We start from the raw sequence: 12,338 nt of genomic DNA on the forward strand, positions 1-12,338 counted from the left end.
CTCAGCCGGGCAGGCCGTCGAGCACACCCTTGCCGATCGCCTGGCCGCTCTCGATCCAGGCGTGCGCCTGGCGCAGCGTGGCCGCGCCCAGCGTGCCGAAGTGGCGCGTGCGCGTGCCCACCAGGCGGCGGTCGTCGATCGCCTGCGCCACGCGCTCGAGCAGCCGGCCCTGCTCGGCGATGTCGTCGGTCTGGTACATCGGGCGGGTGAACATCAACTCCCAGTGCAGCGACAGGCTCTTGCCCTTCAGCGCGCGGATGTCCAGCGGCTGCTTCGGGTCGTCGATCAGCGCGAGCCGGCCCTGCGGACGCAGCGCGGCCACCAGTGCGGGGAAATGCTGCTCGGTCTGCGTCAGGCTCGCCACCAGGTGCACGCCGTCGGCACCGATGCGCGCCAGCTCCTCGGCCAGCGGGCGGCGGTGGTCGACCACGTGGTGCGCACCGAGCCGCGTGACCCACTCGACCGTCTCCGGCCGCGAGGCCGTGGCGATCACCGTCAGTGCGGTGAAGCGCCGCGCGATCTGCACCAGCATCGAGCCGACGCCGCCGGCCCCGCCCACGACGAGCAGGCGCTGGCCCGCACCGCCGCCGGGAGCGACGCCGAGGCGGTCGAACAACAGTTCCCAGGCGGTGATGCTGGTCAGCGGCAGCGCGGCCGCATCGGCGAACGAGAGTGACGCCGGCTTGTGCCCGACGATGCGGGCATCGACCGCCTGGCGCTGCGCGTTCGAGCCCGGGCGGTCGATCGCGCCGGCGTAGAACACCTCGTCGCCGGGCGCGAAGCCCTGCACCCTGGCGCCGACCGACAGCACGACGCCGGCCGCATCCCAGCCCGCGATGCGCGGTGCGCCGGGCGGCACGGTGCCCCCCATCCGCACCTTGGTGTCGACCGGGTTGACCGACACCGCACGCACCTCGACCAGCAGGTCGTCCGGCCCGGGCTCGGGCTCCGCGACCTCGACGTCGACGAGCGCCTCCGGGTGGCTGAGGGGATGGTTCTGGAAGAAGCCGACGGCTTTCACGGCAGGCCTTTCGGGGTGGATGGGATGCCCGCACTGTGCGCCGCCGCGGCCCGGCGATCCAGGCGTGCCACACTGCGCCACCCACAAACGCCATTTGTCGATGGCCGCTGCCTCGCCCCTGTCCGTCGAGCTGCCGGCGCTGCGCCTGGCGCTGCGCGTGGCCGAGCTCGGCAGCGTGGCGGCGGCGGCCCGCGAGGGCTCGCTGCTGCCCGCCACCGCCACCGCGGCGGTGCGGCGCCTCGAGGCGGCGCTCGGCGTGCGGCTGTTCGCCCGCAGCAGCCGCGCGCTGCGCGTCACGGCCGAGGGCGAGGCCTACCTGCAGCGCGTGCGCGAGGCGCTCGCGCTGCTGGACCTCGGCGCCGGCGAGCTGCAGTCGCCGCTGCAGCAGGTACGCGGCACGCTGCGCCTGGCGGTCTCCACCGACCTGGGCACGCAGGTCATGCGGCCGCTGCTGGACGAGTTCCTGCGCCTGCACCCGCAGCTGACGCTGGAGCTGTCGATCGGCGACCGGCTGGCCGACATCGGCCGCGAGCCGGTCGATGCGGCGATCCGCTATGGCGAGCCGCGCAACGCCGGCCAGATCCTGCGCCCCCTCCTGCCGGGCAACCGGCGCATCCTGGTCGCCTCGCCGGCCTACCTGGCCCGGGCCGGCGTGCCGGCGAGCGCCGCGGACCTGCGCCGCCACGAGGGCATCGCGCTGCGCCTGGCCGGGCCGCGCCACCGCGTGTGGACGGTGCACGACGGCCACGCCGAGATCACGCTCGAGCCGCGTGTGCGGCGCCTGGTCGACAACGGGCTGATGGCGCGCCTGTGGGCGCTCGACGGCCTGGGCATCGCGTTCAAGAGCGAGCTGGACGTGGCCGAGGACCTGGCCGCCGGCCGGCTGCGGCGCGTGCTGCCGTCGCTTGCGATGCCCTACCCGCTGGTGCTGGCGCTGGCGCCCGGCACCCACCTGACGGCGCGCATGCGTGCGCTCGGCGACTTCCTCGCCGCGCGGCTGGCGCGCCCGGTGCGAGCCGGCTGACCCGCCGCGTGTGCGGGCCTCAGCTGGCGCCGGCGATGGCGCGCAGTGTCTTGCCCTGCAGTTGCACCCGCTGGCCGACGGCCGGCGCGCTGGACTGTTCGATGGTGCGCACGCTGCCGTCGTCCATGCGCACGGTGACCTGGTGGACCACGGTGCTCTTGACCTGCTTCTCGACCTCGTGCCCGGCCACGCCGCCGCCGACGGCGCCGAGCACCGTCATCGCGGTGCGGCCATCGCCCTTGCCGAACTGGTTGCCGACCGCCGCGCCGAGCACGCCGCCGGCCACGGCGCCGACGCCGCTGGCCTCGCCCTTGCGCTTGACCGCACGCACCGATTCGACCACGCCGCAGTCGGTGCAGGCCGGCGCCGCGGCCACCTTGGCCCCCGGCTGAGCCGCCGGAACGCGTCGTTCGGCGGTCCGTGGCGCAGGCGGGGCCGCGGCCTCGAGCGCGGCGGTGCCGCCGCCGCCGGCGGGCTCGACCGGTGGGGGCATCGCCCCGCGCATCAGCATGCCGGCGCCGGCCGCCAGCGCGGCAGCGGCGAGCACCCCGCCGATCAGCCAGGGAGTACGCGACGACGAGGCGGGCGCGGCGCCCGCAGCGGTGTCGGTGGTCATGGGTTCCTCAACGTTCTTCGAATGACGACCGCGGATTGGACCGCAGACGAGCCGGCCGGCTCCGCGGCATCCCCGCATCAGTCGTAACGGTCTGTGCGTATCAGAACGACAGTGAGCGAACGCTTACAGAAGAGACGAGAGCGAGCGGCGCACCTGCGCCACGTCCTGGCCGCCACGGGCCGCCCAGTCGGCCAGCTGGTCCTCGCCGACCTTGCCGACGTTGAAGTAGGTCGCCTGCGGATGCGCCAGGTAGAAGCCGCTGACGCTGGCCGCCGGTGTCATCGCCAGGCTCTCGGTCAGCCCCATGCCGATGTCGGCGCAACCGAGCACGCGGAACATCTCGCGCTTGACCGTGTGGTCCGGGCAGGCCGGGTAACCCGGCGCGGGGCGGATGCCGCGGTACTTCTCGGCGATCAGCTCCGGGTTGGCGAGCGCCTCGTCCGGCGCGTAGCCCCAGAACTCGGTGCGCACGCGCTGGTGCAGCCGCTCGGCGAAGGCCTCGGCCAGACGGTCGGCCAGCGCCTTGAGCATGATGGCGCTGTAGTCGTCGTGGTCGTCGAGGAACTGCTTCTCCTTGCGGTCCACGCCGATGCCGGCGGTCACGGCGAACAGGCCGATGTGGTCGGCCACGCCGGACCCCTTGGGCGCGACGAAGTCGGCCAGGCAGCGGTTCGGCCGCTTCACCCCGTCGACCACCGGCCTCGCTGTCTGCATGCGCAGCCCGCGCCAGGTCATCAGCACCTCGGTGCGCGACTCGTCGGTGTAGATCTCGATGTCGTCGTCGTTCACCGTGTTGGCCGGGTACAGGCCGACCACGCCATGCGCCGTCAGCCAGCGGCCCTCGACCAGCCGGCGCAGCATGCGCTGGCCGTCGGAGAGCACGCGGCGCGCCGACTCGCCGACGATCTCGTCGGTCAGGATCGCCGGGTAGGGGCCGGCCAGGTCCCAGGTCTGGAAGAACGGGCCCCAGTCGATGTACTGCGCGAGCTCGGCCAGGTCCTGGTTGCGCAGCAGGCGCCGGCCGGTGAACTTCGGCGGCGGCGCCTGGTAGCCCGACCAGTCGATCGGCGTCTTGTTGGCACGCGCCTCGGCCAGCGAGACCAGCGGCGTGGCCTTCTTGTTCGCATGCTGGTCGCGCACGCGCACGTAGTCGGCCTTCAGCTCGGCGATGAAGGCGGCTGCCCTGCCGTCGGACAGCAGGTCGGAGCACACGCCCACCGAGCGGCTCGCGTCGGGCACGTAGACCACCGGGCCGTCGTAGTGCGGCGCGATCTTCACCGCGGTGTGCACGCGGCTGGTGGTGGCGCCGCCGATCAGCAGCGGGATCTTCTTCACGCGGAAGAACTCGTCGCGCTGCATCTCGGCCGCGACATGCTGCATCTCCTCGAGGCTGGGCGTGATCAGGCCCGACAGGCCGATGATGTCGGCGCCCTCCACCTTGGCGCGCGCCAGGATGTCCTGGCACGGCACCATCACGCCCATGTTCACCACCTCGAAGTTGTTGCACTGGAGCACGACGGTGACGATGTTCTTGCCGATGTCGTGCACGTCGCCCTTGACGGTGGCGATGACGATCTTGCCCTTGGCCTTGACGTCGCCGCCGGCATCGGCCATGGCCTTCTTCTCGGCCTCGATGTAGGGCAGCAGGTGGGCCACCGCCTGCTTCATCACGCGCGCGCTCTTCACCACCTGCGGCAGGAACATCTTGCCGGCGCCGAACAGGTCGCCGACGATGTTCATGCCGTCCATCAGCGGGCCTTCGATCACGTGCAGCGGCCGGCCGCCGGTGGCCTCGATGGCGCGCCAGCATTCCTCGGTGTCGGCGACGATGAACTCGGTGATGCCGTGCACCAGCGCGTGGCTCAGGCGCTGCTCGACGCTGCCGCTGCGCCAGGCCAGGCGCGCCGAGTCGTCCTTGGCCGCGCCCTTGGCGCGCTCGGCGATCTCGACCAGGCGCTCGCCGGCGTCCTTGCGCCGGTTCAGCACCACGTCCTCGACCCGCTCGCGCAGCTCCGCATCGAGCTCGTCGTAGACGCCGATCATCCCGGCGTTGACGATGCCCATGTCCATGCCGGCCCGGATGGCGTGGTAGAGGAACACGGTGTGGATGGCTTCGCGCACCGGGTCGTTGCCGCGGAAGCTGAAGCTCACGTTGCTGACCCCGCCGCTCACCTTGGCGCCGGGCAGGTTCGCCTTGATCCAGCGCGTGGCCTCGATGAAGTCGACCGCGTAGTTGTCGTGTTCCTCGATGCCCGTCGCGATGGCGAAGATGTTCGGGTCGAAGATGATGTCCTCGGGCGGGAAGCCGACCTCGTCGACCAGGATGCGGTAGGCACGTTGGCAGATCTCGATCTTGCGCTGGTAGGTGTCGGCCTGGCCCTGCTCGTCGAAGGCCATCACGACGGTGGCCGCGCCGTAGCGGCGCACCAGCGTGGCCTGGCGCTTGAAGGCCTCCACGCCCTCCTTCAGCGAGATCGAGTTGACGATGCCCTTGCCCTGGATGCACTGCAGGCCGGCCTCGATCACCTCCCACTTGGAGCTGTCGATCATGATCGGCACGCGCGCGATCTCGGGCTCGCCGGCGATGAGGTTCAGAAAACGCACCATCGCGGCCTTGCTGTCGAGCATGGCCTCGTCCATGTTGATGTCGATGACCTGTGCGCCGTTCTCGACCTGTTGGCGCGCCACCGACAGCGCCTCCTCGAACTGTCCGGCGAGGATCATCCGGGCGAAGGCCTTCGAGCCGGTGACGTTGGTGCGCTCGCCGATGTTGACGAACAGCGTGCCCGCGCCGATCTCCACCGGCTCGAGGCCGGAGAGCTTCATCGGGGGGACGGTGACGGTGGAGGCATTCATCGCGGCAACCAGGTGGTGGGCCGCGGCTCACCGCGACCTGCTGTCGGGTGAGCGCCGTTGACTGCGGACCCGGCGGCCCGCCCCGCCCGAGCCTGGCGACCTGGTGGTCGTCGCAACGCTCCTCGGGCAGGCGGGAATTGTACGGTTACCGTTTCGCCCGCAGGGATCTTGTGGGCGGCAGGACCTTCGGCTGCAATCGTGTCATGCGTCACGCCCTGCGACTCCCCTCCCTGCACGCCCCCGCCGCCCTGCTCGCCGCCGCCCTGCTGGCCGCCTGCGCCACGCCGGTGGCGCCGCCGCCCAACGTGCCGCCGCCGGTGGCGCCGGCCCAGCCGAGCAGCACCGCGCCCGCGCCTCAGCCGGTGGCGCCGACCGGTGCCTGGACCTGGTCGCCCGAACTGGACGAGGCCGCGTCACGGCTGCGCGGCTCGCTGCGTGGCAGCAGCGTCGACGTGGTGCAGACCACCGACCAGCGCCTGTGGCTCAGCCTGCCGGCCGAGGACACCTTCGCGCTCGGCCGCTCGGCCATCAAGCCGGGCGCCGGGGCCTGGCTCGACGAGGTGGCGCGTTCGCTGAAGGGCCTGCCGCGCGCCGAGGTGCAGATCGTCGCGGCGCCGGACGCCAAGGGCGCCGGCGGCTCCGCGCTGGCGCTGGACCGCGCCTCGAGCGCACGCGACTGGATGGTGATGCGCGGCGTGCCGGCGCGCCGCGTGACCGTCTCGGCCCAGCTGCCCAAGTCGGCCAAGGCGCCGGTGTCGAACCGGCTCGAGATCCTGATCGGCGAGCGCAGCGGCGCGCCGGCCACCCGCTGATCAGGCCGCCGCGGCCAGGCGCGCGGGGCCGCAGCAGCGCGGCCGGTAGCGGCCCACGCGCTGGGCGATCTGCGCGATGTGCGCCGGCGTCGTGCCGCAGCAGCCGCCGGCGATGTTCAGAAAACCGGACTTCGCGAACTCCTCCAGCAGCCCGGCGGTGATCTCCGGCGTCTCGTCGAAGCCGGTCTCGCTCATCGGGTTGGGCAGGCCGGCGTTCGGGTAGCAGCTGACGTAGGTGTCGCCGGCGATGCGCGCCAGCTCCTCGATGTAGGGCCGCATCAGTGCCGCGCCGAGCGCGCAGTTCAGGCCCACGGCGAGTGGCCGCGCATGTCGCACGCTGTGCCAGAAGGCACCCACCGTCTGGCCCGAGAGGATGCGCCCGGAGGCGTCGGTCACCGTGCCGGAGACGATCACCGGCAGGCGCTCGCCGGTCTCCTCCATCAGCTCGTCGAGCGCGAAGATCGCCGCCTTGGCGTTCAGCGTGTCGAAGACGGTCTCGACCAGGAACAGGTCGGCCCCGCCCTCGAGCAGCCCGCTGGCCTGCTCGCGGTAGGCCGCGCGCAGCTCGTCGAAGCTGACGTTGCGCGCCGCCGGGTCGTTGACGTCCGGGCTGATGCTGGCGGTGCGCGGCGTCGGCCCGAGCGCGCCGGCCACGAAACGCGGCTTGTCCGGCGTGGAATAGCGGTCGCAGGCGGCGCGCGCGAGCCGCGCGGCCTCGACGTTCATCTCGTGCGCCAGGTGGCCGAGGCCGTAGTCGTCCTGCGCGATGCGCGTGGCGCCGAAGGTGTTGGTCTCGACGATGTCGGCGCCCGCCTCGAGGTACTGCGCGTGGATCTGCGCGATCACGTCGGGCCGCGTGAACTGCAGCAGCTCGTTGTTGCCCTTCAGGTCCTTGGGGTGGTCCTTGAAGCGCTCGCCGCGGTAGTCGGCCTCGCCCAGCTTGTGGCGCTGGATCATCGTGCCCATCGCGCCGTCGAGCACGACGATGCGTTCGGCGAGGATGCGCGGCAGCGCCGCGGCGCGGGTGTAGTTGGGCTGGCTCATGCCCGGATTATCCGCGCCGCGTCAATGCAGCGTGGCCGGCTTGGTTTCCTCGAACAGCGAGGCGCGGAATTCCATCGCGCGCGGGCCGTCGTCGTTCATGGCCCACAGCGCCAGTGCCTTGGCCGACATCGGCTTGGCGAACAGGTAGCCCTGCAGCTCGTCGCAGCCCAGCGAGCGCAGGATCTGCGCCTGCGCCTCGGTCTCCACGCCCTCGGCCACCACCTTGCGGCCGAGCGCCTGCGCCAGCTTGACCACCGCGTCGACCACCGCGCGCGCGTCGGCGCTGGTCTCCAGGTCGAGCACGAAGCTGCGGTCGATCTTAAGTTCCTCGGCCGGCAGCTTGCGCAGCATCGCGAAGTTGCAGTAGCCGGTGCCGAAGTCGTCGATCGAGATGTGCACGCCGACCTTGGACAGCTTCTCGAAGATCTGGCGCGTGCCGTCGGCATCCTCCATCGCCACCGACTCGGTCACCTCGCAGGTGATCAGCTGCGGGTTCACCTGGTGGCGCTGCAGCGCCGCGGCGATGCGCTCGGGCAGGTCGCGCTGGCGCAGCTGGTGCACCGAGAGGTTCATCGCCACGCGCATGCGCAGGCCCTGGTCGCGCCAGTCGCGCGCCTGGCGGCAGGCCTCGTCGATGACCCACTGGCCGATCGTGCCGATCAGGCCGTGGCGCTCGGCGATCGGAATGAACACTGCCGGGCTGACCATGCCGCGCTTCGGGTGGTGCCAGCGCAGCAGCGCCTCGGCGCCGGTGATCGCGCCGCTGGGCGCATGCACCTTGGGCTGGAACACCAGCTCGAACTGGCGCGCCGCCACCGCCGCGCGCAGGTCGCGCAGCAGCTCGACCTGCTCGCGCGGGTCGCCCAGCATCGCGGGCTCGAAGAACGCGAAGGTGGCGCCGCCGTGGCGCTTGGCGTAGCGCGCCGCCGCCTCGGCGTGGCCCATCGCGTCGCCGGTGGCCGCGCCGCGCGGGCACATCGCGATGCCGATCGAGCAGCTGCTCGGGATCGGCCGGCCCTCGATCTCGCAGGGCTCGGCCACCGCCGCGAGCAGCTGCTGGGCCGCCGCTGCGGCCGCGTCGCGGTCGATGTCCGGCCACAGCAGCACGACGAACTCGTCGCCGCCCACGCGCGCCACCTCGCCGCGCGTGTCGACCACCTCGCGCACGCGCTCGGCCTGGCGCTGCAGCAGCAGATCGCCGACGCGGCGCCCGAACGAATCGTTGACCGGCTTGAAGTTGTCCAGCCCGAGGAACAGCACCGCCATGGTCTGGCGCTCGCGCTCGGCGCGGCGCCCGGCCGCGTCGAGCCGGCGGTCGAAATCGACACGGTTCGGCAGCTGTGTCAGTGCGTCGGTGCGCGCGGCCGCATCGAGCCGTGCGATGGCCGCCTGCAGCGCGCCGCGCATGCGCGTTTCCATCACCGACAGCAGCAGCAGCACGGCCAGCAGCGAAGCGCCCGCCACCCCGGCCAGCAGGGCCAGCGTGCCGGCGCTGGCATGGTGTTCGTTCAGCGAGACGCTGCCCAGCGGCACCTCGATGGACTGCAGCAGCAGCCGGTGGCCGCCCAGCAGCGCCAGCCCGCCCAGCAGCGCCGAAGCTCCCCGGCGCAGCATGGAGGGCAGGCGGCCGGTGCGGGCGAGCAGGCCGCCGGCGCAGGCGGCCGACGCCACCGTGCCGAAGGCGAGCAGCACACCGAGCGGCGCCCATCGCGGCGCCGGTGCCAGCTGCAGGTCGGCGACGTAGAGGACCTGGCTGCCGGTCCAGGCAGCCGCCCAGAGCAGGGCCGCCAGCACGCCGCCGGCCACGCGTGTGCCGGTCGCCCAGGCCACGCGCAGCGCGACGGCCGAACCGGCCACGCCGAGCAGCACGCCCAGCGCGCTCAGGGCGCCGCCCGATCCCAGCGGCACCGGCAGCGCCGGCCCGGCCAGCGTGATGAAGTGCAGCGCCGCGGCGCCGGTGCCCATCGACAGCGCCGCCGCGGCCAGCCACAGGCCGGCGACGCGCCCCGAGGTGTGCGGCACGCGGCGCACCAGGTCCACCGTCACCCACACGGCCAGCACGGCCAGCGCGGCCGCGGTCGCGTCGAGCAGGGGACGGAATTGCCAGGGAACGATGTGGTCAGGCGTCACGGGGTCGCGCAATCGGGCTGCACCGGCCTATCGGCCCGGGGCTGCCGCGCTTGAGCGAGCCGGGCGGCGCACCGTGCGCTTGGTCACGCGTCGCGCAGGAACCCGATGCCGCGACGCTGCCGCACCTCGGGCTTGACGCGATGCTCGGCCTCGAGCTGGGCGAGGAACTCGTCCGGCCCGAACCGCTCGCCCAGCACGTCGACCTGGCGCCGCACCGCGGCGAAGTCGCCCGGCGCGAGCTGGTCCAGCGCCAGCAGCCGGGCGCGCTGCTCGGCGCTCAGCGCCGAGGCGTCGCCGTCCAGCGCCTCGGCGACGAACATGCGCTCGCGCTGCGCCGGCTCGAGCGGTTTGAACGCGATCTTGAACGTGAAGCGGCGCAGCGCCGCCTCGTCCAGCTCGTGGAACAGGTTGGTGGTGCAGATGAACACGCCGGCGAAGCGCTCCATGCCCTGCAGCATCTCGTTGACCTCGCTGACCTCGTAGTGGCGCTCGGCCATGCGGCGGCTGCGCAGGAAGCTGTCGGCCTCGTCGAGCAGCAGTACCGCCTGCTCGGCCTCGGCGGCCTCGAACATGCGCGCCATGTTCTGCTCGGTCTCGCCGACGAACTTGCTGGCGATGTCGCTCGCCTGGCGGATCATCAGCGGCCGTTGCAGCTCGGCGGCGATGTGCTCGGCCAGCGCCGTCTTGCCGGTGCCCGGCGGGCCGTGGAAGCACAGCGTGCCGAAGCCCTTGCGGCGCAGCGCCTCGACGATGCGCGGCAGCGGGAAGCGCGACTCGGTGTTGACCAGCGACAGGTCGTACTGCGTCACCACGCGGCGCGCGCCGCGCTCCTCGCGGGCCTGGCCGAGCGCCTTGTCGGCATTGCCGAGCTGGCGCTCGATCAGCGCCTCGGCGCCGAGCGCGCCGCCGGCGGCCAGGCGCGCGAACTTGACCGCGGTGCGCACCTGCGCCGGCGTCAGCCCGCGGCGCTCGGCGAGCCGCGCGGCGAAGCGCTCGCCGACCTGCACGCCGCCCAGCGCGCGCCGCACCAGCGCCTCGCGCGCGCCCGGCGGCGGGCTCTTCAGCTCGAGGTGGTACTGGAAGCGGCGCCGGAACGCCAGGTCGATCTGCTCGATGCGGTTGGTGACCCAGATCACCGGCACCGGATTGGTCTCGAGGATCTGGTTCACCCAGGCCTTGCCGGACACGCTGCCCGAGGGCTGGCCCTCGCCGAGGTCGAGCCGCGCCATCAGCTGCGCGGTGTCGGTGGAGATCGGCGGGAAGACGTCCTCCACCTCGTCGAACAGCAGTGCGACGTCGGCGCTGCCCTTCAGGAACACCTGGCTGATCTGCAGCGAGCGGTAGCGGTCGCGGCCGGACAGCGAGTTGCCGTCGCGGTCGGCGTACTCCACCTCGTAGAGCTGCAGGCCGCCGGCGCGTGCGGCCACCTTGGCCAGCTCGGTCTTGCCGGTGCCCGGCGGCCCGTAGAGCAGGATGTTGACGCCCGGCTCGCGGCACGCCACCGCGTTGCGCAGCAGCGCGCTCATCATGCGCAGGTCGTCGGCGATGTAGTCGAAGTCGCCCTCGACCAGCTCGCTCGGCGCGGCCGGGCGGGTGAACACCGCCATCAGGTCCGAGGGGCCGCGGTACTCCCGCATCAGCACCGGCGGCAGCTGCTCGCTGACCTTCATCAGGTCGGCCAGGTCGGTGATGTTGTGCTCGGAGATCAGGTTCTCGACCATGCCGGTGCGCTCGAGCCGCGAGCCGGCGCGCAGCGCCTCGGCCACCTCGGCCTCGTCGACGCCGGCCACGCGGGCGATCGCCGCGTAGGCCTCCTGCGCGTTGCTGACCTTGAACTCGACCAGCAGGCCGCGCAGGTCACGCTGGTAGCGCGCCAGCGTGCCGTACAGCAGCAGCGCGCGCTCGGCCGGGTTGAGCTGCAGCAGCCCGGCCAGCGCGTCGATGTTCTTCTCGACCAGCGTGGATTCCTTCTTCAGGCTGCGCTCCAGCCAGTCGGCGGTGGCGCCGAGCACGGCCAGCAGGTCCTTCGGCGCGTCCTTGACGTACTCGTCGAGGTAGAAGAACAGCGAACCTTCCTCGTACGGCCCGCGCCAGGGGCCGTGGCGGGCCATGAAGGCCGTGTCGTCGAGCGCCTCGTGGCCGCGCCAGTGCTCGTTGCCGCGGCAGCGGTTGGCCAGGAAGGCACGCAGCCGCGCCAGCACGGTGGCCGGCCAGACCAGGTGCTTGCCGGTCAGCGCGAGCAGGCTGTTCCAGTCGCGCCGGGGGTTGAAGCGCGCGACGTTGCGCATCGTCAGCGCCAGCACGAAGTGCGAGCACATGCGGTCGAGCACCGGCGCCTCCAGCAGGCCGGGCGACAGAACGGGCCGGCTCTCGCCGGCCGGGCGGCTGCGCGTCTTCCCCATCGCTTGGGCACCCCCATCGGGTCGGGGGCATCTTGGCCCAGCGCGCCGCACCGGACAAGCCCCCGCGGACGGCGGGGACTGGGCGCGTTTTCCCTCAGCCGCGCATCACGGCGGGGTCAATGCAGGACGAGCGGTTGCGCCATCACCCCGGCGAAGCCGGCGATCAGCGCGTCCATCTCTTCCTCGCTCGGGTCGCGCTCGACCAGCGCCTGCACCTCGTTCTTGAAGCGCTCGGCCAGCGCGCCCTGGATGAAGATCTCCTTGCGCGCGAACTTGTCGACGATCTCGTAGCCGCCGCGCGAGAGCGCCGGCGCGACCGCCTCCTCGATGTCGATCCGGACCACCGCGAAACTGTCGGAGTTGTAGAGCATCTGCATCGTGTACCTCGCTGATCCCCACCTGCGGCCGCCCTTGCAGGATTCAAGCCGGGTCG

At 72.5% G+C, this 12,338-nt stretch carries 9 protein-coding genes and 1 riboswitch; of the genes, 2 read left to right on the top strand and 7 right to left on the bottom strand.

Translation table 11 applies throughout. From position 1 onward, the window contains the following. Position 1: 1 nt before the first annotated feature. Positions 2 to 1,021 carry a zinc-binding alcohol dehydrogenase family protein gene (locus tag D9C15_RS13060; protein ID WP_127997888.1) on the bottom strand — a complete coding sequence of 340 codons (1,020 nt, stop codon included), beginning with the start codon at positions 1,019 to 1,021 and terminating at the stop codon, positions 2 to 4. Between the two features lie 100 nt (positions 1,022 to 1,121). On the opposite strand from D9C15_RS13060, the gene D9C15_RS13065 reads away from it, so the two are divergent. Then, positions 1,122 to 2,045, top strand: coding sequence for a LysR family transcriptional regulator (locus D9C15_RS13065; protein ID WP_127997889.1), 924 nt, complete (start codon positions 1,122 to 1,124; stop codon positions 2,043 to 2,045). Positions 2,046 to 2,064: 19 nt separating this feature from the next. Here the strand turns inward: D9C15_RS13065 and D9C15_RS13070 are convergent, their stop codons facing one another. Beyond that, complete coding sequence (locus D9C15_RS13070; RefSeq protein ID WP_240668399.1) at positions 2,065 to 2,661, bottom strand: outer membrane lipoprotein; 597 nt, start codon at positions 2,659 to 2,661, stop codon at positions 2,065 to 2,067. Positions 2,662 to 2,784: 123 nt separating this feature from the next. Beyond that, entirely contained in the window at positions 2,785 to 5,487 is a 2,703-nt protein-coding gene (gene metH, locus D9C15_RS13075; protein ID WP_127998788.1) for a methionine synthase, read from the bottom strand. Between the two features lie 72 nt (positions 5,488 to 5,559). After that, positions 5,560 to 5,647: riboswitch (S-adenosyl-L-homocysteine riboswitch) on the bottom strand. 73 nt (positions 5,648 to 5,720) lie between these two features. Between metH and D9C15_RS13080 the strand changes: the two genes are divergently transcribed. Continuing rightward, positions 5,721 to 6,329, top strand: coding sequence for an OmpA family protein (locus D9C15_RS13080; RefSeq protein ID WP_127997891.1), 609 nt, complete (start codon positions 5,721 to 5,723; stop codon positions 6,327 to 6,329). Here the strand turns inward: D9C15_RS13080 and D9C15_RS13085 are convergent, their stop codons facing one another. The 4 genes from D9C15_RS13085 to D9C15_RS13100 all read right to left on the bottom strand — a co-directional run bounded on the left by D9C15_RS13085 (position 6,330) and on the right by D9C15_RS13100 (position 12,282). Then, positions 6,330 to 7,373, bottom strand: a complete 1,044-nt coding sequence (locus tag D9C15_RS13085) for a homocysteine S-methyltransferase family protein (RefSeq protein ID WP_127997892.1) — start codon at positions 7,371 to 7,373, stop codon at positions 6,330 to 6,332. It abuts the gene before it with no gap. Positions 7,374 to 7,394: 21 nt separating this feature from the next. Then, positions 7,395 to 9,503 carry a putative bifunctional diguanylate cyclase/phosphodiesterase gene (locus D9C15_RS13090; protein WP_127997893.1) on the bottom strand — a complete coding sequence of 703 codons (2,109 nt, stop codon included), beginning with the start codon at positions 9,501 to 9,503 and terminating at the stop codon, positions 7,395 to 7,397. Between the two features lie 83 nt (positions 9,504 to 9,586). Beyond that, positions 9,587 to 11,905 (bottom strand): ATP-binding protein, encoded by a 2,319-nt coding sequence (locus D9C15_RS13095; RefSeq protein WP_127997894.1) that lies wholly within the window; start codon positions 11,903 to 11,905, stop codon positions 9,587 to 9,589. 116 nt (positions 11,906 to 12,021) lie between these two features. Next, positions 12,022 to 12,282: a BTH_I0359 family protein gene (locus D9C15_RS13100; protein WP_127997895.1), complete on the bottom strand. Its 261-nt coding sequence runs from the start codon at positions 12,280 to 12,282 to the stop codon at positions 12,022 to 12,024. Positions 12,283 to 12,338: the final 56 nt, after the last annotated feature.

It is taken from the genome of Piscinibacter defluvii, assembly GCF_004011805.1.
In the GTDB taxonomy this organism is placed as follows: Bacteria; Pseudomonadota; Gammaproteobacteria; order Burkholderiales; family Burkholderiaceae_C; genus Piscinibacter; species Piscinibacter defluvii.

Coding starts and splice junctions, on each gene's coding strand:
- D9C15_RS13065 (WP_127997889.1), top strand. CDS start 1,122: ATGGCCGCTGCCTCGCCCCTGTCCGTCGAGCTGCCGGCGCTGCGCCTG.
- D9C15_RS13070 (WP_240668399.1), bottom strand. CDS start 2,661: ATGACCACCGACACCGCTGCGGGCGCCGCGCCCGCCTCGTCGTCGCGT.
- metH (WP_127998788.1), bottom strand. CDS start 5,487: ATGAAGCTCTCCGGCCTCGAGCCGGTGGAGATCGGCGCGGGCACGCTG.
- D9C15_RS13080 (WP_127997891.1), top strand. CDS start 5,721: ATGCGTCACGCCCTGCGACTCCCCTCCCTGCACGCCCCCGCCGCCCTG.
- D9C15_RS13085 (WP_127997892.1), bottom strand. CDS start 7,373: ATGAGCCAGCCCAACTACACCCGCGCCGCGGCGCTGCCGCGCATCCTC.
- D9C15_RS13095 (WP_127997894.1), bottom strand. CDS start 11,905: ATGGGGAAGACGCGCAGCCGCCCGGCCGGCGAGAGCCGGCCCGTTCTG.
- D9C15_RS13100 (WP_127997895.1), bottom strand. CDS start 12,282: ATGCAGATGCTCTACAACTCCGACAGTTTCGCGGTGGTCCGGATCGAC.